Below are 23,584 nucleotides of genomic sequence, written 5' to 3' on the forward strand. Positions count from 1 at the left end.
CTATGAGAACTGGAGTCAGTGGATTCCAGCCTGCGAGATTAATCCAGGCTAGAGAATCATTAGGCATAACAAGGGTCGCATTAGCGACCCTTGTTGGTGTTTCACCAGCAACCATCTCAAATTGGGAGAAAGGTAGTCAGTCCCCAGAGGAAGATAAACTTCGCGCACTGGGCGAAGCCGTAAAGTTCCCTATGAATTGGTTTTTGAAAAATTCACCAGAGCATGGTAACGAACCCTATTTTTTCAGATCACTCGCATCATCAACCAAGACTGCAAGAGAGATGGCGAGAGTTCGATTAAATTGGGTTGCGGAGATGGCAAATACTTTGGGCCAATGGGTAAACTGGCCTGAAGTTAGTGTTCCCTCTATACCAGAAAAAGTATTTCTCAAAATCACCGATGGTGAAATTGAAACTTTGGCTGCCGAGTGTAGAAAGGCTTGGAAGTTGGGCATGGGGCCAATTTCTGATGTTGTTCTTACACTGGAGAATGCAGGTGTAATATTCGCACGCGATGAAATCGGCTATTTAAAAATGGACGGTGTTTCTCATTGGAGCCAGTTAGACGGTAGACCTTATGTTTTTGTCACGGCTGATAAAGCAAATGGAATTCGGAATAGATTTGACGCAGCCCATGAACTAGGCCACTTGGTACTTCACAGAAATGTCGATGAACCGACTTTTAAGCAACACTATAAGGAAATCGAACGACAGGCAGACCTTTTTGCAGGATGTTTTTTATTACCTGCTGAATCATTTTCTGCGGAAGTTAGTTGGCCAACGCTAGAGACATTATTATCGTTAAAACCACGCTGGAAAACCTCTGTGGCAGCAATGATCATGAGATGCTACCAGCTTGACATCATAGATGACGACCAGAAACTGAGATTATTCAAAGGACGTTCAGCAAGAGGCTGGACAAAAGGCGAACCATATGACAATCAGTTTCCATTTGAAGAACCTAGATTGCTAAACAGAGCAGTCAGAATGCTTGTTGATCAAAACGTACTCAGTCGAACTGAACTCTCTCACAGGCTTGGTCTGTCAGAGTATTTAGTAGAGTCTTTGTGCGGATTACCTAAGGGTTTTTTCTCACCCAAATCAGCCGAAAGTAATTTAGTGGAGTTGAAAGCTCTATTGAAGGAAGGTGCTAGCAAGCAGAAAAATAGTAATGGAGGAAATGTTCTCGTCTTTCCCGGAAATAGAACTAAGTAAATTTTCCCATTTTTGACAATGTTGAGTGCCGAAAGAGAAATTCGACACTCACCTTCCACTTGATGTTTTCTTCACGATCAGACTACCTTCGTAAACTCTACGATATTTGTGCTGGCCATCCGCTTGAGAAAATTATTTTGTATCTTCTCAGCAGACTGCCGCAGAGTCTCCGCAGTTAGAATGATGTATCCAGCTGTCACATCGTCCCGCCCCGTGGAGTGGTTCATCAGACGCTTGAGTTTATAGCTGCCTACGTCCAGGTGCTCTGCCGTGGTGGCAAATGTTCGCCTCAGGTCGTGGAAGTCGCAATAGGTGTCCGATAGCTCCTTTATCTTGGCCACTACCTTCTTGGGCTCCCGCACCTGGCCATATTCATTCTCGGCGGCGAAAACGAACTCTGAAGGAATGCGGCCCTTTTGTTTCCGGAACAGCTCGTCAATGTGCATTGTAATCGGCAGCTCTAGGGGCAAGCCGTTTTTGGTGTCATAGACCGTGAAGATAGCCGCCCGCAGATTCACGTCAACCCACTTTAAACTGAAGATCTCACCACGCCTTAGCCCGGTTAGCAGGGCGAACAACATCGCATCACAGATGGATTGGCCTGTTGGCGTCTCCAGCTGTCTAACCTCTTGCAGGGCCTTATAGAAAACTGACAGCTCACCGGGGCGGAGATGTGTTTGCCTGCGCCGAACGTTGTTCCACTGCTTACGGTGGGACAGGATCTCAACCGGGTTTTCAGGAAAGATCGAGGAGCCGTCCTGGCGGCAATACTCATACTTGGCAAAGTTGAATATCGCCCGCAGCACTCGCATGGTCAGATCCGCTTGGGCCTTGGAAGCAATGCCTGCATGGATGTCGACAATCACCCTGCGGTCAATCTCCTTGAGTGGTTTATCCACGAGCTTTTTAAGGTGGTTGCTTACCACGCCTTCATACCCCCTCAATGTGGACACCTTAAGCTTGCGGGCGCGCTTGTAGCCTTCAAAAGCTTCCCCCAATGTCACGGCGGACATAGCCTCAACGCGCCGCTGTTCATTCGGGTTCACCCCGTCACTCAAGTCGGCCAGCTGCTTCAGAGCCAGCGTGCGAGCCCTGACCGGTGATAGGCTCGGATACTTGCCAAGCGTGATCCGCACGGGGCTGCCACCCGCGACACGCTTGAACACCGAGAAGCTCTTCACGCCGGTTGAGGTTACCCGTAGGCGCAGTTCAGAGATCTTCTCATCCCGGTATTCGATCCGGGTCTCAGGCAGGGGCAGGTCTTCTATGGCCTGCTTGGTGAAGTTGAATTGTCGTTCCAAGTTCGCTCCGGGGTTACACTGGGGTTACATCACAATAAGATTTCATATTACATAGGGTGACCCATATGTACATAAAAACCTTTAGAAACAATAACTTAGTTATATTTTGTGATTTTGTGTGATACCGGATTATATGTTTTACGCAGACTCATAATCGGCAGGTCCTGGGTTCGAGTCCCGGAAGGCCCACCATATAGCAACAAAAAAGCCGCCAATTTGGGTGGCTTTTTTGTTTATAGCAGGGCGATGCTTGGTGTCTTTGGCGCTGTACAAATACGATTTTGACAATCCGCATTTGATCATTTGCAGCGCCCAGGCTGTGTGTGCGATCAGGCCCTCTCACTCGCACCGTGTCTTTCCAGTTTGTCGCTCCGTTTGCCGGTGACGGCCCAGACGATTAATCCCAGCCAAACCAAAATGGAAAACCCCGCCGGTACATTGAGTACTGCAATTTTTACCAGATGCTTGCGATTAAAAAATGCCGCTAGCACTGCCGGCAAAAAGTAAATGGCGAGTATTAGGAAAACCACGGCAACGATTTGAATGGGGTTGCTGCCTTCGATGAGTGACGTGTATTGGGTTAATAGATCGTTCATGATATGTGTCCTGTTTGTTGATTTGCTGGTCGGTTTGTTTTGTAGCGTGATTTAAGGTTATTGCGCTTGTGCCATGGCACTGTTTACTTGTGCTGCTTGTGTGAGCTCGGTGCGAAGCGTGGCCACCGCGTGGCGTGTGCCACCCTGAATTACCTGGTCGATTGATTTAAGCGCGCCAATGTCTTCGAGCGGATTTTGGTTCAATACAATCAGGTCGGCCTTGGCGCCTGCACGCACATGGCCAATATCAGAAAGTTGCAGCAGACGTGCGGCGTCGCTGGTAACCATTTGCAAAATGCGCCAGTTATCCAGGCCTGCGCGCTGATGTAATTGCAGTTCGCGCCAAAACCAATCGCCCGCGCCATAGCTGTCTGAACCGATCAGCAGCGGTACGCCGGCCTCGTGCATACGCTGTACCAGCTCCAACACCTTCGGGAACACCGCCTCGGCGCGTTTAAAATCCTCTGCTGTCCAGTTGTATACCGATAGGCCAATGTTCTGGCGCCAGTTGTTGGCGGCTGGGTGGATTTGCCAATCGCTGGCTGGGTACAGGCTGTCTAGCTGCGGTTGAAAGAAGGCCATTTCGTTCGCAAGTAAGGTGAGATCAACCCGTACTTTTTTGCTGGCCAGTGTGCGAAACAGGGTTTGCATGGGTTCGGCCTCATAATCCACGGCTTCGAACCAGCGGTACAGATATTGGCTGCTGCCCGGTGCGCGCTCGGCTTCAAACTGGGCGCGCGCGGCGGCCGGCAGCAGCTCGGTAGAAGGCATAAAGGCGTGCGTCAGGGCGTCTACGCCGGCATCGGCCGCGAACTGCCAGCTCACGTGATCCAGATGGGCAATGCTTTTTAAGCCGGCGTCTTTGGCCAGCGCAATGCCCTGGCGCAGTTCAGCTTCTGTCAGGCCGTGGTAAAACTTGATGTGACTCGCGCCCAGCGCTTTTTGGCGTTCAATTTCTGCGCGCCAGCCGTCGATATCAGCGGGGTAAACACTGCCGCCGGCAATGGGCATTGGATCAAAGAACAGGCCGGCATAGTGCAGGGCTGGGCCAAGTAGCTTGCCGTTGCGCTGTTGTTCGGCGTAGCGTTGGTTGGCGATGGGATCGCCGGCCGGGCTAAAGGCAGTGGTAACGCCGCTGGCCAGCGCCGCTTTGGCATGGAAGTGGGTGATTTCATCGCGGCTCACCATGCTCAGTGCCGGTGCGCCATCGTTCATTTCCACGGTTAAAGGGCCCGCCGTTAAGTGCAGATGGGCGTCGATCAAACCGGGCAGCAGATAGGCGCCGGCTAGGTCGATGCGATCGGCCAACTCGGGCGCTGCATGGCGGCCCGTGGCGATAATTTTTCCGTCCGCAATATGCACCCAGGCGTTAGGTGTGACAGTTTCAGTGGCCGGGTTGATCAAGGTGGCGTTGACCAGCAGGTATTGTTCGGCCCCCGCGTGCGATGCCCAAAGTAGAACAGTGGCAAGCAAGGTAGACAGTGTTTGGTGAATCAGTTTCATGTGGCCTCCAGCCGTGATAGGTGCATTAAGTGCATTCGCTAATCACAGTCGGGCTTACCAGCCTGGCTGTTACAAAAATAATTTTTGTAACACTTTTTGGGTTCAGGCAGACTCACCGATAAGGTTCACAGATTAATAGATAAAAATAGATAAACAGATAAGCGACCCGCGCCCGTACATGGAAGCCTTAGATTGAAAATTAACCAACATCACGCCGAGCAGCTGTGGCAGCAATACGCGGCTGGCATAGTGCGCACACTGGCCAGTTACGAGCTAGACCCGCAATTGCGGGAGGACCTGGCTCAGGAGATTTTTTGCGCCATAGCCCAGTCTGTGTCGCGTATTCTGGTGGCCGAAAACCCCCGCGCCTATGTGTACCGCATTGCGCACAATGTGGCGGTGGATCATGTGGCGCGCCAGGTGCGCGACAAGGCAGAACCGCACGAGCCAGAGCAATTAGCGCAATTGCAGGAGCAATCCATAGACGCCGCGCGTGATTGCCCGGCGGAGCAGGTTCACCAAAATCAACAGCAAGCCGCTTTGCTGCGCGCGGTGCAGGCACTGGCTGCACCCTATCGCCAAGTCATCTTGCTGTTGCTGGAAGACTTTACGGCCAATGAGATTGCCGAGGTGCTACAGATCAGCGCTGGCGCGGTGCGGGTGCGCATTAACCGCGCAAAAACAGAATTGAGGAGCGTGTTACAAAATGACCAATGATCACAACGATGTGAATACAACGCCCGATGCTGCGGGCGATGATCTGGATCTGGGAGCCCTGGGTGCAGCCTGGCGCAGCCAGACACCCAAGGTGGAGGTAGACTTCACTGCGGCCTACCGGCAGCAACGCCGGCGCCGGCTATGGTTTACGTTGGATATTGCCCAGGCCGTGGTGCTATTGGTGGCCAGTGTGGTGTTTCTAGTGCTATTGCCTGCATCGTTAATTACATTAATGGCCAGCCTGGTGTTGTTCACCAGTGGTTTGTTGGTAGGGCAGCAGGCATTCAGTATTCATCGACAGGTGTTGGACTACAGCGATTGGACCGCGGGCGGTTTACTGAAATTTCGATGCATGAACCACCGCGCCAGCATCAGGCATTTGCGCATCAATCAGCTGGGTTGCCTGATTACACTGGCGTTTACGCTTATGCTTTATCTATTGGCTGCGTTTGATCTTGCCACAGTGCCGGCGACGCTATTAGCCGTATTTGGTTATTTGGTAGTGCCAACGCTGGCGTTGGTGTTTTATTTTCAAACCCGTGTAAAAAAGATACAGGAATTATTAGTGCAGGCGGAGAAAGTCAGAGCGGAATTTGATGTTGAATGAAGGGCGAACATTGAGTGCGGTTTGTTAGAGTGAATGGGAATCAAAATAAGGTTTTGTCTTGATTCTAAGTTTCAACTTTCTGTGTGTTAACTTTTTGTAGGCGGCTTTATGAGGGTGTCTATTAATTGTGGGTAATTTGGCACATTAACGCCGTGCTCTGGGGCAAACCGAAGCGCAGCGTAGGTTTGTCCCTAGCAGCACCTTGTTATGCCCTCACCGCATTGAAATTGGTACCAACAACATATGAATTACCAATTATAAGAACTTCGATATTGCCGGGGTACTCACATTGTTGCGCACCATCCCAGTACTTTGGTGGGCGAGGCTCTAATTGATTTACAGATATATCCTTACCATTAAGCAGGCCCGTTATTTCATTAGCTACAGACAGAGGGAATCTGCCAAATATGCCGTACTTTGAAGAACATATACCCTTGCTTGATGGTTGCTGATTAATCCAATTGGTTAACGGCTGCTCCCCAAGATATTTGAAGCAGCTTGTAGCTACAATGCCGAACAACTCTTCTGGACACATTGAATTTTGTGAGAAAGCAACATCCACTTCAGGTACTTTGAATTTTAAAAGAAGCGAATGATCTGATTTTAGGGTCAATATCTCCGAGTAATCCGAAGATAATTTCTCCTCATATACGGACTCACATGATATCTCCCATAGCTGGGTTTCTTTTTCTTCACATAAACAGACGGATACGTCCAGCCGCAATTCATCAGCAGTCCAGTCCGCGCCTATGATGCGAAACCAACCATCACTATCGCAAAATTCGCTTCCAATGAGTTCGAGTAACTGTTTCATACTTTCCTAGGCATAACAGCCTTATTATGCGACGAGATGTCGCGTTTAAAAGCGACACACTGTCGCATATCTTCTATCAAAAATTTTTCTAATACACCTTTTCTAGCTAAATCAAAAAGATATCCTTCTTTGATGATTTAGATGCCAAGATATACGACAGCTTGTCGGTATTCTATTGTTAGCAGGATGCTTACCGCTAGACTGTGCAAATGTACAGCATTGCTATGTACGATGGGGGTAGGGCTGCGGAGTCAGATCGGGATTAATATTTATGATGGATGTCCCTTTAAGGTGACGTTTATGACAGCCGAGAGCGCCAGCGAGTCGGGTGCTTGCGTTTGTTAAAGTGCGACTCATGCTTAGGCTGTGAATTACGTTGCTGAGCGCCAGCGATGCCACACTTAATTAATATTTCCCGCAAGAGTTTCATGGATGATGGGAGTTTGTTCATTTTCTTTTTATACGAAAAGAAAACGAACCAAAAGAAACGTACCCCGGCTACGCGCCCTAACGGGCTTGTTCGCTCCAGTCGGATTTTAGGGGGCGCGAAAACAGGCTCCTGCCTGATCGTCGCTCAATTGGGCGTCCATGCCCAATTGCCCCCTAAGATCCGACGTCCGCTCACCGCTGCGCAAGGGGCCCCAAGAGTGGAACTTCGTAGCAGAGTACGTACATTTATCTAGCGAAGCACTAATAAACAGAGCGCATTAACGCCCAAAACAGCCGCGCGCGTATTTTTTCGCGTCGGCTAGCTTTTACTTGTTAGGTGACGCTTTAAGTACTTGATTGCACGCAGTTTGAAGTGCAGCCGAAACAAGAATCACAATATTTATATACTGCTGCCGTACATTCATTCCTTTGTGGTTCGGAAAATCCTCTTGCAACTTTTCTCTGGTGCTATCCACACTCTGATTTAGTATTTTTTTCTCTTCGGAACTTAAAGCTTTGTACAGATTATTAACATCTTCTTTAGATATTTCAGGGCGAATATTATGCGCAAATCCATTTCGAAGCGAACCAAGACACCTGAGCACCTTTTCGAACCTGTCATCTAGCCCTAACGCTATCGCGAGTCGAACCGTACTAAGATAATCCAAATGCATTTCTCTTATGTACTTTTGGTTTGAGACAAGACCATCTATCAAGTGATTGAGGTATTTTTCGACAATAATATGAGTGCGGATGACCACACCTAAATCATCCTCTTTCTCACATTGCTGCAATAGAGATTCGTAAAGATCTTTGATCATTGTTTCACCTAACAGCATTATTGTTCGACGAGATGTCGCGTTTAATAGCGACACACTGTCGCATATCTTCTAATTAAATATTTCTGCTAATAAGCTTTTTCTAGTTAAATCAACAAGATAACCTGATTTGATGATTTAGATGCCGGGGTATACGGCAGCTTGTCGGTATTCTATTGTTAGCAGGATGCTTACCGCTAGACTGTGAAAATGTACAGTTATGCTATGTACGATACGGGTAGGGCTGCGGAGCCAGATCGGGATTGATATTTCCCGCAAGAATTTCACGCTTGATTGGAGCTCGTTCATTTTCTTTTTATACGAAAAGAAAACGAACCAAAAGAAACGTACCCCGGCTACGCGCCCTAACGGGGTTGTTCGCTCTTGTCGGATTTTAGGGGGCGCGAAAACAGGCTCCTGCCTGATCGTCGCTCAATTGGGCGTCCATGCCCAATTGCCCCCTAAAAGCCGACGTCCGCTCACCGCTGCGCAAGGGGCCCCAGGAGTGGAGCTTTGTAGCAAAGTACATACATATTTCTAGCGAAGCAAAAAATGTCCCTATGACAGCTTTGTTATATGCCAGTGACATTCTCGAATTCCTGTATATTACCCACTTTGTACCTTGGTTTTAGAGTTTTGCCAAGCCGAGCCAGGCTACCACTTTTATGGTATAGCCACCGACCAGAGAATCGTTCATTCGATGATTCAATATCAATTTTATAGAGTCCACGGTTCGTTGTAGAAGAAACAGAAAGTTCTGTTATTGGCGTAAAACCATAGATTAGGCTCTCGAATCTCTCAAGCTCAACTTCAGACTCAACGATCTTTATCAATTTAAAATCTGGAGAGTACACTGTAACTTTCGTTACGTTCGTGTCCTTCGAACAGGAGACTAAAAGAAATACGAATATTAGATAAATGTGCTTCATTCTAGATGCCATATAACAGCCTTATTATGCGACGAGATGTCGCTTTTACAAGCGACACACTGTCGCATATCCTCTAATCAAAAATTTCTGCTGATAAACCTTTTCTAATTAAATCAACAAGATATCCTTCTTTGATGATTTAGATGCCAGGATATACGGCAGCTTGTCGGTATTCTATTGTTAGCAGGATACCTACCGCTAGACTGTGAAAATGTACAGTCTTGCTATGTACGATACGGGTAGGGCTGCGGAGCCAGATCGGAATTAATATTTCCCGCAAGAATTTCATGGATGATGGGAGTTTGTTCATTTTCTTTTTATACGAAAAGAAAACGAACCAAAAGAAACGTACCCCGGCTACGCGCCCTAACGGGTTTGTTCGCTCCAGTCGGATTTTAGGGGGGCGCGAAAACAGGCTCCTGCCTGATCGTCGCTCAATTGGGCGTCCATGCCCAATTGCCCCCTAAAAGCCGACGTCCGCTCACCGCTGCGCAAGGGGCCCCAAGAGCGGAACTTCGTAGCAAAGTACGTACATATTTCTAGCGATGCACTAAAAAACAGAGCACATTAACGCCGTGCTAGAGCGCGGGCGCTTTTCGCGTGTCGCCCATTGAGCACCTTGCAAGGCTTTTATATCTTTATAGCCAGTGCTGATAATTTAGTAAAATTTCCGTTAAGCCATTCTCGCCCGCTTTCACAGCGCAAAATATCTTCTTTACTGACAGTCAGTATTTGTAAATTTGTTGGATGCATAATTTTGTCTCTTAACTTATAAAAGTGCATTAAATCACTCCAACCTGATTCATTGAAGTCCACTGAGAACTCAGGAAATAATTCGTTAAATATGTAAAATATTGCTTTGATATTGTCCTTTGTTCCAATTTTTTTGGATGTCAAGCATGGCTTTCCAGAATTGGATATTTTCCAGTCATATTCAAATATATAAAGCTGACTCTCCATAGATAGCTTTTTATGTAATTCTTTTTCAGAGTTTCCGACGAAATGCTTTAGCAACCAAACCATACCTTCAACCCAAGAAGCAAAAGCTCTCAAGTAGGATCGAGCATAGAAACCCACGTCTGAGTCATTTTTGTATGCCTCAGAAATTTTTGTAGACGCAATGCTTAGGTCATTCTTAAGTGTGTTACCAATTTCTGTAAAATTACTGAGATTATTAGTCATATATAAGAAAAACGCAGTGCTTAGGGGCCGTAGTGAAGCGCAGTGACTACAGCACCTTGTTAGAATTATGGGTTTAGTTCAGGGAGCACTGCCGCTTTGTTGGCAGACCTGATAAACGCAATTAAATGAGCTTTCTCGATCCAGGTTTTTTCACTTAGGTGCAAAACCCATTTCAGGACCTGGGTATGTGATTGCAGCTCGCTGAGAGGTATTGCGTACTCATAGCTAAAATTCAAAACAAGATGATCATTATCGATTTTAATTTTTTTATAGATCTCAGCCTCTTCAGATAGATCTTCCATCATGGCGTCAAAGAGAGCGTTGCCGCCAAGGATTTTATTTTTTTCTGTCATTCTCAATCCTCAAATTCTTGAAAATTCTATCAATTTTAGTCCGCGACGAGATATCGCATTTAAAAGCGACACACTGTCGCATATCCTCTAATCAAAAATTTCTGCTGATAAGCCTTTTCTAATTAAATCAACAAGATATCCTTCTTTGATGATTTAGATGCCAGGATATACGGCAGCTTGTCGGTATTCTATTGTTAGCAGGATGCTTACCGCTAGACTGTGCAAATGTACAGTATTGCTATGTACGATGGGGGTAGGGCTGCGGATTCAGGTCGGGATTAATATTTCCCGCAAGAATTTCATGGATGATGGGAGCTTGTTCATTTTCTTTTTATACGAAAAGAAAACGAACCAAAAGAAACGTACCCCGGCTACGCGCCCTAGCGGGTTTGTTCGCTCCAGTCGGATTTTAGGGGGCGCGAAAACAGGCTCCTGCCTGATCGTCGCTCAATTGGGCGTCCATGCCCAATTGCCTCCTAAAAGCCGACGTCCGCTCACCGCTGCGCAAGGGGCCCCAGGAGTGGTGCTTCGTAGCAAAGTACATTATCTATTAGTAGGAGTAAGCTAAAAACGTTCGGAGTATTCATGCCCGCAACAAACGCGAGCGTAGCGATTCGAGGCTGATTGGATTGCGTTTGTTAATTTTTATCTTATTCAGCTAATGGGTGGAGGGTCAAAGCTTGGAGCGCAGAATTACCATATCTAGACAGCGTATCCCGTTTTCATAAATAGGGTCCGGATAAGTCGCGAAAAAATCTGTCTTGATGTAGCTCATGCGAAATCCGCATTTTTGATACAGCGCCAGTTGGGAGAGACTTGAATTTCCGGTGCCTACAAGCAGTTCTTTAGCGCCCATGCTCTTTGCGAGAGACTTTGTTGCCATAATAAGGCGTTTGGCAATGCCTTTTCCCTGGTGGCGCTCTTCAACTGCGATGTTTATAAGTTCGAAATTTTCGTTAGTACTTACTAGTACCGAAATTCCGATTACTTCATTCTCATCTTTGGCAATTAGGATCGATGCGCTCGTCAGGTACTCTTTAACCCTGCGTTCATCAGGGTCGCCCGTCAACAGAAGCGACAACATAGAATCGGTAATTTGTTTATCGTAGGGTTCAATGTTCATATAGGGTTGTTACCTGGTGATCGCTGCATGCTCGTCGGTTTATCAGCGCTATCTTGGCTTGTTTGTCGTCATCGTTTCTATTAAAATTTTCCTAATTCTGTAATTTTTCGTCGCAGTGTACAAGAATTTCCCGCTCTTCTGAATATAAATACTCAATCATAATGCGTCTGGTATCCTCCTAATTTCTGACATCCTCCTAATTTCTGACATCCGATCAGCAACCTAAGTCTATCTATTTACTAAATCTTCAATTCTAGTATTTTCTGTAACCGCAAGTAGATTGTGATTCTTATCACTTGGGTCGGATGAAAGCTCTCTTCCCTTTAGTATGTCGGGTGTTATTTTTCCGGAGCAAGTATAAGGGCTAATGGAAGAATGATATTCAGGCGATCATGCATTAGTTCAAATATGTTGCTTTGGTGTTCGGTGGAAATGTTGGTTTGGTGATTTATCTGGTGCACTTGTTTTTGAACTAGCGGCGTTCAGAAGTGGCCCTGTAGGCATGGAGCATGAAACCGATCGAAACTTCTGGGTCAGTGCGCCTGACCCTTGCCTACCAATCTTGGCGTCTACTGTGTATCAATGCCAATCGTTTTCTGATAATGGATTGTATTCTCTGGCTCTGTTTCTAGGTTATCTGCGAAATAGAGTAGGTAATCACCGGGTTGGTTAAAGACTAAACCTACTTGCTGGTCTCCGTCTATCCAATGCGTGGCTCTAAATGTTGCTATATCCAGCTGAAATCTCCCGGTTGAATAATTTGATCCTACATGGTTGATTCCGCTTGTTGAGTCTACGACGTAAAACCAGTTATTGCTTGGTGTCTGAATGGAGAATGCTTTAGGGATGGTCTGCCCATTAAAATTGACAACAATACTTTTGCCTTGTAATTCGAGTGTTGGCTTATTGCTGCCAGTATCGCTGGTGGCAGATTGCCCACAAGCGACCAAAATGGACAAGAACAAAAAGGCTAATGAGAGGGTGATTTTCATAGTTTAGAACTGTACGTGGAAGTGTGGAGGGGTAGTCTCTAATATAACTGTAGCTGCAACACCTGCTGCCGCCTTCTTAAAGTTGAATTTGTCTTTGTCAGTCATATCTCTACTTCGAATGTCCACAGCGCCTTTTTTCAGATGTTTGGAGATATACTTTCCGCTTTTTATTTGATCATCTATTTTGTCTTGTATATCTTGCAGAATCTGAGCTTCTGTTTTTTTCGATGTAACACCGTTGTTGTAGGTGTCTAGCAATTCTTTGGCGGCCTTCTGATCTCTATAAACAGAGAGCTTGTCTCCGCCTGAAAGTTTTCCGTACATGGCAGATGCTTGGCTACTGGCAGTGCGTGTACCGCTTGTGACTACAATGCCTTTGTTGGAGAGTTTGTGGTATGCATCCGCTATCTTTTTGACCTTCTTTTCTATTTCAGGGTCCAATGTCACACCTGCTTTTAGTGAATAGTGCTCAGCCATATGCAAATTCCTTTTAGTCTGCTGCGGTACCTAGTTGTAGCCTACTTTGGATTTTTTTCTGTAGGATAGGCAAAAACAAGTTTTAGGGTGTTGCTTTCAGTAGCCTCACCTTTGCGACCACCTTTCACAGTAACCCCTATTAACTCCACCTCAATACCTCCACCTGCCACTTGAATAACTTCTAACCCTGCCTCCACTGTTAATGAATTTAATTTGAGAAATCCCTTTCTATCAACTGCCGTAACCGACGCTATAACATACTCGGCAATTTGGTGGCCTGCGCTCTTGCTTGTTGATTCTGCTACTGCTCTTGGGTTTGGTACAAGTTCTAATGTAATAATATTAGAATCTGTATAGGTTTTGCTTTTCTCTCCAGAAAGTACCAGCGATGCGCTACCTTCGGTAGAAACTTTTGCTTTAGTGGTTAACTTTACTTCAGCATTTTTGAATGGAGGCAAACCAGATCCATCCGCCGTTCTAGCATCGATCTCATTGATGGCTATCTGAATTTCATCTAATAGGGTGCTTACTGCGATATTTGTTTCTTTTGGGCTTTGAAGGTTGGCGCAGCCAGAAAGCAAGATGGCTATAATAGTGACTATCTTAATATTCATATTAAATTCCTTTTTTGTTTTTCAGTTATAGCCGTCGTTTGCGTGGCTATGTGCTGCGGTTAACTACTGCACACATCTCGCATATCGTCCAATCGAAGTATTGGACTTCACTACGCTTTTTGTTCAATGTCAAGAAGCAGTCGCCTTTAATGATTTAGGCGCCAAAAAACGGATTGAACGGCCTCCAATTTATTGTTAGTCGGAACCATCCCGCCAGATTGTGCAGATGTACAGTCTGGCAAAGCCGTTCCGATTTGGCCTGCTGTCTAATTAGTCGGGGTCAGATAAACATTGTGGCGTGTAAACGGTCATGCTATTTCCCTGCGGGCGCTGAACTGATGACAATGGTGGGGAATTACATACCCCCGGCTGTCGCTGTTCACCGGCAGCCGGGGGGGTAGCTTTCGTGCTGGTTAAACCTTAGAGCACAGGTTGCAAGTGCGTGGCTTTAACCATGTCCAACAGGTTTTTTGGGGCGCGGGCTTTGACGGGGAGGTTGAGCGCTTGGGCGGCGCTCTGTGTCGAGACGTAGCCAAGGGCCGATTCTTGGTCGTCTACTACTAGGCAGGTTTCAATGCCGGCGCTGCTTAGCGTGGACAGTAGTTTTTCAACGGTGGTGCCCTGCAATTGGCTCATGCTGATTGCCTTCAGGCCGGTGAGTGGCAGCATGACGTCGGCTACGCTTAGGGTGTTGAGGTCGTAGCCTTCGGCCGATTTGATCAATTGATTTTGTAGTGTGACCTGTTCCAGGCTGAGCGTGCCGGTTAGGCGCGACTGCGCGTCTATCACAAATTTAAAGTCGCCGTGTTCGCGTTGGAGTATTACCAGCGCGTCGCGCACCAGCGTTGTGTGTTCCAGCACGCAAGGCGTGTGTGTATTGAATTCATTAACCAGCGACAGGGCCGGTGAGCGCAGGCTCAGGCCGCGCTTGGCTGGGTAGGCGATATCTAAGGGGTTGTTTAAGGGTTTAAGCTGAATGTTTTTCATGGGCAATACCTGAGTGCGTGCAGGCCTGATTGGCTGCACAGAATAAAAAATACTGTTGGGTAAAACGGGTATCAGGTAAGTGCGGGTGGTGCGCGAATGGAAAAACTGCCGCCGGTTGGCGCAATAATAGGTGCTTGGTAGCGGCCGTTGGCCGTTGCCGATGGCTGGCGGTGGCCCAGGGTAAAGCCCTCGCCGGGGACTGTGGGTTGGTCTTCCTCGGCCGTGGGTTTTATGGGGCTGGCGGTATACAGCAGCTCGGCATAAACCGATGCGGTGAACTTGGAGTTGTTGGGTGCAGGGTGGGTGTTGAGAAATGCGGTAGCCAGCAGCAGCGCTAACACGCACAGCCCGCTGATGGCTGCGCGGTTGGCCGCGTGCCACAGGGGGTGTTGCGTTAGGGTGGGGTTTTGGTGGGCCACGGCCGCGTTACCTGCCTCTGCATTGGGTTAAACGCCTGTTCCGATAATGGGCGCAACGCCTGCGCTTTTCAAGTGCAGCAACAAAACTTAACCGGCCGGTGGTTGTACGTTCACTAGGGCTTTACGGCGTTTGCAGCGACACTAATTCGCCTTCCATATCGGTGCAAATGCGCTGCACTTCCTGGGCATTCCAGGGGCTGTTTTCACCGCTGTAGTAGATGTTGCTGTACACCAGGGTTTTCGGGTCGTGGTGGTTGCGCACAATATTTTGGCACTGCGCCAGTTGGTTTGCCTGTGGGCAGTGGGCCTTCACCAGTTGCGCCTTGGGCAGCGATTCGCAGCTTGCTTTAAGGGCGGCCAGTTTGTCTTGCTCGGCCTTGAGTATTGGGTACTCGCGGCATTGGTGGCTAAAGGACATCAGTTGGCAGGAATAGATTTCGCCGTCGCGCAGGGCCGCCATGCGCGCGCGCACTGTTTGCTGCTCTTTAAGCTGGTGTGCATCGGGCGCGGCGTGATCATTGTTGAACAGGTCGTGCGGGTTGGATGAGGTGTCGGGGGTTGCCGTTACCGCGCTGGCCAGGCACAGGGCGGTTGCCACACAGACAATGAGGTTGATTGCATTCATAAGGGCAGACTCGTGAAGAATGCAGCGCGCCCACCGGGGCCGGCGCGCTGCAAGGGGTTACTCTATAGCTTCGTACTTGCGCTTTAGATCGTCGCCGCACAGGGTGCAGGTGACGGTTTGCGTGCATTGAAACTGCTTTCTGCCGGTGCTATCTGCAACGGTGGTGCAATGGCTGCCTAGCTTTTCCGACTTGCCGGGGTAGCAGATATCGGCGGCCTCTTCCCAGGCGCCGTCTAGGGCGGTTTGTTTTTGCAGCGCTGTGTGCTGGCCTTCCAGGTGGCTGGCCTCGCACTCGGCCAGTGCCGGCGCGGTGCAAAACAGCAAGGCGATTAGCATTAAAATTTTCATATTAGTAGCCCTTTAGCACAGTGAACTGATCGATAATTTCGTTGTTAATATTTTTAAAGTAAAACTCGGCTCTGTCTTCGTAGAAGGTGCCGAATAGCACCCCGTAGCGCGCACCCTGGGTAGAGGTGTATATGCTAGCCCACCAGTTGCCACTGCGCTCCTGGTCGCGGGTGCCGATGCCACCCAGGCCGGAGACAAACGCAAAGGTTTTGCCTTCGGTGACGGTAAAGGTAGATGCCGTGCTGGCCACTTGTTGGCTGCTCATGCTGCTCAGCAAATGGGTGCGCGAGTAGGAGTGTTCGTGGCCGGTGGAAATAATGGCGCCCTGTTGCCGGCAAGTTTCATAGGCGGTCCAACCCACTTCGTCGCCCTTGCCGCCCACCTGCATGTTGCGCTGGTTTTTATGCCAGGCGCAAATGCGCCAGTTGCCATTGGGCAGGCTGTTCAGACTGTTGCTAATGTAGGATTCGTGGCTGCTGCGGCTGCCGCCAGAGCCAATGGCTGAAAGCACGATAGACACATTGTCGATATGGCAGGTCATCATCTCAGCGTAGTTGCCACTGCATTGCACGGCGGACTGATTGTTCAGCCGGCTTAGGCCTAAGGCGCGCACGGTGTTAAAACTGCTGTCGCCGTAATCGTGGTTGCCGGCGGCAATGAGCGCCGGGTCTTGACTGCCCAGGGTGCTGCGCACCATGGAATCCCAGTTGTCGTCTTTGCTGCTGCTGTAGGAGGTATCGCCCGCCACCAGCGTCAGGTCTGCGCCCTCTTGAGAAATTAAATTCAGCACGCTTTGAAAGTTGCTGCCCGCACCCGTGTCACCCAAGAAGGCGATTTTTACGCCATCGGGCGAGCCGCCGCCTTCGCCTTCGTATTCGATAGTGAGCTGCGGCGCTTTGCTGCTAGAGCCGTTGTAAGACTCCGCCACGCGCTCGCCGCTGCCGGTGATGATCACCGATAATTCGTTGCCACTTTGCCAGCCCGCGCGATTAACCACTTCCTGTATAACGTTTTTCAGATTGGGCGTGCGCTGGTCTGCGCCTGCCGCGCCCACTTGAGTCCAGGCCGGCGGTTGCCAGTTGACGAAGGCACTGGTGGTATTGCGGCTAGAAACATTGTACGACGCCGAGCTAAAGGCCGGCGAACTGTCGGTGGCCTCTGCGCGCAGTGTGACACTGGTGGCCGTTGAATGGGTTTCATCCACGGTGAATTGAATATAGGCATTGGTAATCGTGGCGCCTTGGGGCACTGCAATGTCGCGAAAGCGCAGGCCGATGGTTTGATTGCCGCCACCGTCATACACCAGCTCTATGTCTGAACTGGTGGTATACATAGAGCCACTGGCGCGCTCTTCTACATCATCGGCGCCGCTGCTAATGCGTTTTGAAAAGGTAACGGTATCGGCCAGGCTGGCGCCGCTACACAAAGTGCAGGCCAGCGCCAGTGCGCCGGTAAAGCTGCTGAGTTTCATATTGCCCCCAATAAATTTGTCATTGTTAGCGTCGGTGGGCGCGGTGCACCCACCTGAAATGTGATGTTGACCGCCGCATTTGGCATGCGATGGCCCGAACAACGGGGGAACACTAGCGCAGTAATTTTGCAAACATAGGGCAGATTTATGAACCTGTGCACTATTGCGCACAGCGCGTAGAAATTGGCCTGTAATAACACATTTGGCGTTTCTAATACCCCGGCAGTTTGGTGCGCCAGTGCTGGGCCCAGGTTATCGCGGTGTTAATGAATTTGGCTTGGGGGCGAATAGATACTGGAGAAATTCCGTACCAACTAGCGTCAACCCTTACCAATACAGCAGTACTATCCCCAAAGGCTTGGCGCTGCTGTGAGCATCTTTTTGGTTTGGTTTGGTTTGGTTTGGTTTGGTTTGAATTGGATAGTTCGCGGGATTAAACGCAATCCCGCGCTGGGGTGGCTACCGGGCCGTGGTCAATGTAGTTACTAGTGAATGCGCAGGGCTAATTAAAATTGCCACTGAGCGTTCACAAACAGCGCGCGTGGTTCGCCAATAAAATAGCGATCGCCGCCAAAAACGGAATAGTCTGCGCGCTCGGCATAGTCTGCATTGGTGAGGTTTTTGAGTTGCGCACCCAGCGTTACGCTTTGGCTTAGCTGGTGTTCTAGTCGCAGATTCAACAGCTTGTGGCCTTTGTAGCTGTGGCTGTTTTCCAGGTCTGTGTAGTAGCGGCCCAGGGCCAGCCATTCCAGCTCGGCGTGGGTTGCTTGGGTGGGTGCCCAGCTCAGGCGCAGCGCTTGTTGGCTGTAGGGTGCCGATACTATGCGATTGCCGTCAGTGGCCAGTGTGTCTGCGCTGCCCGGCGCGCTGACATTGGCGCGGTAGTGGTGGTCGGCAAGCGTGCCCGTTAGCCCTAACTGCCAGGCGGTACTAAGTTGCCACTGCAGTTCGTATTCAATGCCTGTGTGTTCGGTTTTGCCGCCGTTGATGTTAAGCCTGTCTGCCGATTGTAAAATTACCTGGGTTTTGTACATGTGAAAGGCGGTGGCGCTGTAACTGAGTGTTGCCCACTGGCCGCGCGCGCCAAATTCTAGACTGTGAATAGCTTCGGGTTTCAGGTTGGCGTGCATCTGTCCATTTTGTAAACGGTACAGCTCGGTGGCCTGGGGCGCGCGGTGGCTCAGTGCCCAGCGCGTAAAAACGGTGGTGTGTTCGTTGAGTGAATGCAGGCCGCCCAGGTTGACCGATGCGTTGCTAAAACGATCGCGGCTGTCATCCGGGCGAGTGTAGCGGCAGCCCACCGCGCCGGTAAAATTGTTGACGCAAGGGCCGCCATCCTCGGCGGTGTTGCCACTGATCATCAGGTTGTCGTAGTCGTATTGCAAAGTTTCGATACGCAGGCCGGCATTCAGGTTTGTGGCCTCACTCACGGCCAGATCGAGAGAGGTAAATGCCGCCGCCAGCAGGGCCTGTACGCGGTAGTCGTAGTGTTTGCCGGCTGGAAAAGCGCCGAAGCCGCTGGTTTGTGTTTGCTTTAGCCAGGCGCGCGTGGCCTCGGCATCGATACCCGCCGTCAGATCCAGCGCCTGGCTGAGCGGCGCAAAATACGCACTTTGTACCCCCACACTTTGATGGCCGTTTTGTTCCAGCGGGGTGCCCGGCAAAAAATGCATCATAAAGGTCATGTCTGTATGGCGGGCATAGGGCGTGATCAACCAGCTGGCGCCATCGGTCATTGGCACTTCTAACTGTGTTTGAATGCGGACCGATTGACTGTCGCGATAAGCCTCGGGATTGGGATTTTCGCGCTTGCGTTGGCGGTCTTTATAGGCGTGAGTTCCCACCACGTAGCCGGCAGTTTCCTGGTTGAGATTATTCACGCTGATGAGGGTGCGGGTATTAAGCGATTGGCCTTGGTAGTCGTGGCGGGCCGTCAGTTTTTGTTGATCAAAACCGGCGTCGTGCTTATAACCGCCGTCGTGAGCGGCATTTACATTTACGCGCAGGCCATGTTGCCCGGCGCGCTCGCTGTGGCTGACGCGCAGGCGGGCATAATCATTGGGCCCGGCTTCCAGCCCCAGTTGCGTGGCCCGCGCATCGGCGGGCGCCGGGCTTAAAACGTTAATCACGCCGTGTTGGGCATCCGAGCCAAAAAGCACCGTGCCAGGCCCGCGCAAAACCTCAATGCGCTCGGCTTGTTCTGTGTTGACATCAAACAGTTGGTTAACGTTGCAAAATCCCGTGGCGCGCACGGGGATGCCGTGCTCGGTAACGGCAAAGGCCCCGCAACTGCCGGCACCGGTCAATACCGGCGAACGAATGGCGGTGAGGTGTTCCTGGCCATTGCCGCGCGCAATCCAAACGCCGGGCACGCGGGCGAGGGCTTCGCTAATGTGGGTGGCCGATACCAGCGTCAGTGCCGAGGTGTCGATAACCGACAGGCTGGCTGGCACTTCGCCCAGGGAGTGGGCGGAGCGGCTGGCCGTGACGGTGAGGGTTTCCAATTCCTGGGCTACCGCTGCGATGGGGGCTGTAGCAACCGATGCCAGCAGGGCGCAGGCAAGTGTTGAGGGAAGAGGAAAAAGGCATCGCATACGCATGGGGCTTTCCGCACTCGCTGTGTTGTTCGTCATAGAGGCTGACTGAAAAGTCGCTATGGTAACAGGCTGCGCCGCAGCTGTGAGAAGTGTGTTAACGCTGGAGCAGAGCGGGCATAATCCCCGCCATTGAAGTTGATTAGTGCGGGAGTTGTGTGTGGAGTTATTGAATATCGCGTTGTTGGGCCAATCACTGCGTTTAGAAGGCTCTATGGCGGGCTGGCAGCAGTTGTACTGGGGTGGCCAGCTTGTGTCGGAGTTGGCGGCCAGCGGCCGGGCCGACGGCGAGTTTGAGCACCGCTTTGAGCTGCAGGCCGCGCCACCCGCGGATGCCGAGGCAAGCACCGCAGAAGCGATCACGCTGGCGTGTTGTTTAACGGTCGATCTGCGCTGGCAGCCCTTTAGTTTGCAGTACGCGGTGACGGTAAACGGTGCACCAGCGGTGGCGGGCAGCCGCAATACCAAAGACATTGAGCAGCAGCACCCAGTGCGCGAGCCCGATCAAAAGCAAAAGTTTAGTTTGGTGAGCCTGGGGCTGTTGGGGCTTAAATTACTCAAGAGCGCTAAGGTCATCAAGGTGGCCCTGGCCGGTGCCAGTTTGGCGGCCTATTCCTGGTTGTTTTCGCTCGAGTTTGCGCTGGCGTTAATTGCCTGTTTGGTGATTCACGAGTACGGCCACATTCGCGCCATGAAATATTTCAATATGCCCACTAAGGGAATTTATTTGATTCCGTTTTTTGGCGGTGCGGCACTCACCGACGGCAAAATTAACACCCGCTGGCAGGACGTGGTGATATCCATTATGGGGCCGGTGTTTGGGTTGTTTATGTCGCTCTTGTGCTTGGTCATGTATTGGCTGACGGGCAGTGTTTTTTTTGCCGGCCTGGCGGCCTTCAATTCACTGTTAAACCTGTTTAACCTGCTGCCCATCTTACCGCTGGATGGCGGCCACATTCTCAAGAGCGTGAGCTTTTCCATGAACAGCGTGGTGGGGCTGGTGGCGTGCATCGCGGCGGCGGCTTTTGGCATATGGCTGAGCTACACCCTGGGGCTGGCACTGCTCGGATTTCTGCTGCTCATCGGCACGATTGAAATTCTTGCCGAATGGCGCACCCGCCATCAAAGTCACCTGTTACCCCTTGATCGCTACGGCCAGGTTTTTGCCAGTGTATGGTACTTTCTTACCGTGGGCAGCTTTGTGGCCATCATCTGGTATTTTGCGGGCACCGGTGATGACATGCTGGGGCTGCCGTTGAAGATTTTGCAGAGTTGATGTGGGTGGCAGGGGGTAAAGATTGTGTCACAGTACATAGGCGGTTGGCTTGCGGCCGTGTTTTTCGGTGGGCATGATCGGGTTTGAAAGGTCAGAAGCAATAGCGGCGCGCGGAGCGTGCCTTTTGCCGGCGGCTCAAGTTATTTTTGTAAAGACATAAAATATCAGAGGGATTTTCACAATGGCTAAAGAATACAGCCATGTTGTGATCGATAAAAAAGATGTTGGCTTTGAGCGACTGAAACAGCGGATCTGCGTTATTGGCTTATTAACTGCGGAGGCCAGCGGCTATGCAGATGAAATGTCTGCGGGCTCCAAGCGATTAGAGCGCCACCTCAACGTGTTTCTGTGGGATAGCACCATAGCGGGTGAAAAAGGGCGATTAGGTATTGTGCTCAACAGCACGCCAGATACTTTTTTACCGTGCGGGTACGCGGCCGCTATTTAACAGAAGAGGGACTATTGCTGCCCGGCACACTTAAGGGTGACTCTGGCCATAACGGTATACCAAGTGGGCGCTCTACTAACGGAGCTTGGGCCTATAAAGGCAACATTGCTGATATCAACTCAGTCATAGCTGCCTTCAATTTATCCGTAGGTGCTTGGCTGTCTAACGCCGAAAAAAGGGGCGAGCGTTAGCGAGTCCCTGTTACTTTGCCTTGTGAGAATTTTAAATGGCTTAATACATCACATTCTAGTTGAGCCTGAAACATGGATATAGGGCATATCGCTATACTTAGCTATCAAATCACTAAAAGTTTTTAGGGTATCTTCAATACTTAGAGTAGGATCTTTACTTTGAACAAGTATTTTTAGATATCGTTCAAATTCGATTGTTCGTTTAGGCTCTCTAAACTCTTCATAGATCATTGTTATCTCGACTCGATTAGATTGCTTTATAAAATTTAAGCGACCGCTACCAGTGGCGCTTTTAGGCAAAATGCTTCCAAGAGAAACATTGCCGACATATGCGCCGTCGATCGAAGTGACATTTTTAGATACTTTTTCTATATTAATGAGCCGTGAATCTTTTATTTTGTCGGGTTCCAATTGGTTTCTTTCCGCCCTGTCCTGCTCGCGTGCCCCGTCAAATTTGGCGACTTTTATCACATCATCTTCAAAACTAACTTCGACCCTGATACTTGTGGTTGGTGACGTAAACTTAAGAAGCCCCTTTTCATTCGTCTTATAGTCTCCGGCTAAAAAATATAAGTATTCTCCCCACGGTTCGATTTCCCAAAATATACCGTCATAAATGCTGGGGTTCGGCTCATTGATACTGTGATTAATCCATAATGGCAGAGAGCGAAGTCCGTCAACAGAACCAATTGGTTCAATTGTAACAACTTCGTGAGCCGCTAAGTTCTCAATGTGATTGCCTTTTGGGACTACAAATTTGGCTTTGGGTGATGTTTCTTTGTTATGAAACCTAGATGCACAAGAGGTTAAAAAAAACAGCCCAAAAACAATGAAAACAATCCAAATAATCGTTGCCACTTTACCCTCTATTTTTGTAGTCATCTCAAAATCCTGATAATGCCGCTATGTGGGGCTTTTGTTGTGTGGTGGATTTTTGGGGTAAAGTGGCGAAGCCACCCAAAAAGAAGCGTAGCAACAAAAGTCCCTACGATAGCATTGTTAGGCATTTTTTACCCACGCATTGATACTAGCGACAACATCGCTTGCGCTACACTTGTAAAAAGAAAGATTACAAACTGGAACGCCGCCTATACCAATGAACTTGTTTAGCTTTTTAACCTTCGGATTCATAAAAGCATTATCATTTTTGGTATGCAATATAAGCCACTGATTAACTCCAGACATCGGCATGACTTGCTCCTTTACAGATGCTCTGACGACAATACTTCGAGAAAATGCTACTGGCCCGAAATCGTCTATCAAAATCTCAGACTCAGTGACATATAACTTATTCCTTATTGATCGGTATATCCTATAAGCAAAAAATATCAGCATTGCTGAAATTGGTGATGCATATAAATGCATTTTTAAACCCAGTAATGTCAACCCACCTTCGTATAGAATATAGCTATGAACAAACAAAGCAATTGTTAGAAAAATAGCTATTATGACACTCATACCGGCTTTATCTTTACTTAATACCATATACTTTTCTCGATAGTACCGTCATGCCTAACAGTTTTATTATGCGACAAGGTGTCGCAGTTTAACTGCGA

The 23,584-nt window shown here is 49.3% G+C and carries 24 protein-coding genes; 5 read left to right on the top strand and 19 right to left on the bottom strand.

Going from position 1 to position 23,584, the window contains the following annotated elements; genetic code table 11:
• Positions 1-2: 2 nt before the first annotated feature.
• Positions 3-1,214, top strand: coding sequence for a helix-turn-helix domain-containing protein (locus ACW8F6_RS07655; RefSeq protein ID WP_491575262.1), 1,212 nt, complete (start codon positions 3-5; stop codon positions 1,212-1,214).
• 77 nt (positions 1,215-1,291) lie between these two features.
• On the opposite strand, the gene ACW8F6_RS07660 is transcribed toward ACW8F6_RS07655, so the two are convergent.
• From ACW8F6_RS07660 to ACW8F6_RS07670, 3 genes are all read right to left on the bottom strand, one after another.
• Positions 1,292-2,515: a tyrosine-type recombinase/integrase gene (locus ACW8F6_RS07660; protein WP_491575263.1), complete on the bottom strand. Its 1,224-nt coding sequence runs from the start codon at positions 2,513-2,515 to the stop codon at positions 1,292-1,294.
• Between the two features lie 329 nt (positions 2,516-2,844).
• Positions 2,845-3,111, bottom strand: coding sequence for a superinfection immunity protein (locus ACW8F6_RS07665; RefSeq protein WP_491575264.1), 267 nt, complete (start codon positions 3,109-3,111; stop codon positions 2,845-2,847).
• Between the two features lie 57 nt (positions 3,112-3,168).
• Entirely contained in the window at positions 3,169-4,614 is a 1,446-nt protein-coding gene (locus tag ACW8F6_RS07670; protein WP_491575265.1) for an amidohydrolase family protein, read from the bottom strand.
• 192 nt (positions 4,615-4,806) lie between these two features.
• Between ACW8F6_RS07670 and ACW8F6_RS07675 the strand changes: the two genes are divergently transcribed.
• The gene (locus tag ACW8F6_RS07675; protein WP_491575266.1) at positions 4,807-5,331 is read left to right on the top strand and encodes an RNA polymerase sigma factor; all 525 of its coding nucleotides are present in this window, start codon (positions 4,807-4,809) and stop codon (positions 5,329-5,331) included.
• Positions 5,321-5,938, top strand: coding sequence for a hypothetical protein (locus ACW8F6_RS07680; RefSeq protein WP_491575267.1), 618 nt, complete (start codon positions 5,321-5,323; stop codon positions 5,936-5,938). The genes ACW8F6_RS07675 and ACW8F6_RS07680 overlap by 11 nt, the downstream gene beginning before the upstream one ends.
• Before the next feature lie 205 nt (positions 5,939-6,143).
• Here the strand turns inward: ACW8F6_RS07680 and ACW8F6_RS07685 are convergent, their stop codons facing one another.
• The 14 genes from ACW8F6_RS07685 to ACW8F6_RS07750 form a co-directional block, all read right to left on the bottom strand.
• Entirely contained in the window at positions 6,144-6,752 is a 609-nt protein-coding gene (locus ACW8F6_RS07685) for a hypothetical protein (RefSeq protein ID WP_491575268.1), read from the bottom strand.
• 755 nt (positions 6,753-7,507) lie between these two features.
• The gene (locus ACW8F6_RS07690) at positions 7,508-8,002 is read right to left on the bottom strand and encodes a hypothetical protein (protein WP_491575269.1); all 495 of its coding nucleotides are present in this window, start codon (positions 8,000-8,002) and stop codon (positions 7,508-7,510) included.
• Between the two features lie 1,556 nt (positions 8,003-9,558).
• A complete protein-coding gene (locus ACW8F6_RS07695) occupies positions 9,559-10,110 on the bottom strand; it encodes a hypothetical protein (RefSeq protein WP_491575270.1) in 552 nt (183 codons plus the stop codon).
• Positions 10,111-10,175: 65 nt separating this feature from the next.
• A complete protein-coding gene (locus ACW8F6_RS07700; protein WP_491575271.1) occupies positions 10,176-10,463 on the bottom strand; it encodes a hypothetical protein in 288 nt (95 codons plus the stop codon).
• Positions 10,464-11,136: 673 nt separating this feature from the next.
• A complete protein-coding gene (locus ACW8F6_RS07705) occupies positions 11,137-11,586 on the bottom strand; it encodes a GNAT family N-acetyltransferase (RefSeq protein WP_491575272.1) in 450 nt (149 codons plus the stop codon).
• A 569-nt stretch (positions 11,587-12,155) separates the two neighbouring features.
• Positions 12,156-12,578, bottom strand: coding sequence for a hypothetical protein (locus ACW8F6_RS07710; RefSeq protein WP_491575273.1), 423 nt, complete (start codon positions 12,576-12,578; stop codon positions 12,156-12,158).
• A 3-nt stretch (positions 12,579-12,581) separates the two neighbouring features.
• On the bottom strand, positions 12,582-13,055 hold the full coding sequence (locus tag ACW8F6_RS07715; protein WP_491575274.1) for a hypothetical protein: 474 nt from the start codon (positions 13,053-13,055) through the stop codon (positions 12,582-12,584).
• Positions 13,056-13,096: 41 nt separating this feature from the next.
• Positions 13,097-13,669, bottom strand: a complete 573-nt coding sequence (locus ACW8F6_RS07720; protein ID WP_491575275.1) for a hypothetical protein — start codon at positions 13,667-13,669, stop codon at positions 13,097-13,099.
• Between the two features lie 420 nt (positions 13,670-14,089).
• Positions 14,090-14,656, bottom strand: coding sequence for a CBS domain-containing protein (locus ACW8F6_RS07725; RefSeq protein WP_491575276.1), 567 nt, complete (start codon positions 14,654-14,656; stop codon positions 14,090-14,092).
• 71 nt (positions 14,657-14,727) lie between these two features.
• Entirely contained in the window at positions 14,728-15,075 is a 348-nt protein-coding gene (locus ACW8F6_RS07730; protein ID WP_491575277.1) for a hypothetical protein, read from the bottom strand.
• A gap of 121 nt (positions 15,076-15,196) precedes the next feature.
• On the bottom strand, positions 15,197-15,700 hold the full coding sequence (locus tag ACW8F6_RS07735; protein WP_491575278.1) for a hypothetical protein: 504 nt from the start codon (positions 15,698-15,700) through the stop codon (positions 15,197-15,199).
• Between the two features lie 57 nt (positions 15,701-15,757).
• Entirely contained in the window at positions 15,758-16,048 is a 291-nt protein-coding gene (locus tag ACW8F6_RS07740; protein ID WP_491575279.1) for a hypothetical protein, read from the bottom strand.
• Between the two features lies 1 nt (position 16,049).
• Entirely contained in the window at positions 16,050-17,519 is a 1,470-nt protein-coding gene (locus ACW8F6_RS07745) for a metallophosphoesterase (protein ID WP_491575280.1), read from the bottom strand.
• 506 nt (positions 17,520-18,025) lie between these two features.
• A complete protein-coding gene (locus ACW8F6_RS07750) occupies positions 18,026-20,119 on the bottom strand; it encodes a TonB-dependent receptor (protein WP_491575281.1) in 2,094 nt (697 codons plus the stop codon).
• A 154-nt stretch (positions 20,120-20,273) separates the two neighbouring features.
• Between ACW8F6_RS07750 and ACW8F6_RS07755 the strand changes: the two genes are divergently transcribed.
• Both ACW8F6_RS07755 and ACW8F6_RS07760 read left to right on the top strand, forming a co-directional pair.
• Positions 20,274-21,389, top strand: a complete 1,116-nt coding sequence (locus ACW8F6_RS07755) for a site-2 protease family protein (RefSeq protein WP_491575282.1) — start codon at positions 20,274-20,276, stop codon at positions 21,387-21,389.
• Positions 21,390-21,570: 181 nt separating this feature from the next.
• Complete coding sequence (locus ACW8F6_RS07760; protein ID WP_491575283.1) at positions 21,571-21,837, top strand: hypothetical protein; 267 nt, start codon at positions 21,571-21,573, stop codon at positions 21,835-21,837.
• A 239-nt stretch (positions 21,838-22,076) separates the two neighbouring features.
• On the opposite strand, the gene ACW8F6_RS07765 is transcribed toward ACW8F6_RS07760, so the two are convergent.
• Together ACW8F6_RS07765 and ACW8F6_RS07770 are read right to left on the bottom strand one after the other, a co-directional pair.
• Positions 22,077-22,910 (bottom strand): hypothetical protein, encoded by an 834-nt coding sequence (locus ACW8F6_RS07765; protein WP_491575284.1) that lies wholly within the window; start codon positions 22,908-22,910, stop codon positions 22,077-22,079.
• Positions 22,911-23,027: 117 nt separating this feature from the next.
• Positions 23,028-23,513 carry a hypothetical protein gene (locus tag ACW8F6_RS07770; RefSeq protein ID WP_491575285.1) on the bottom strand — a complete coding sequence of 162 codons (486 nt, stop codon included), beginning with the start codon at positions 23,511-23,513 and terminating at the stop codon, positions 23,028-23,030.
• Between the last annotated feature and the right edge of the window lie 71 nt (positions 23,514-23,584).

It is taken from the genome of Simiduia sp., assembly GCF_058345725.1.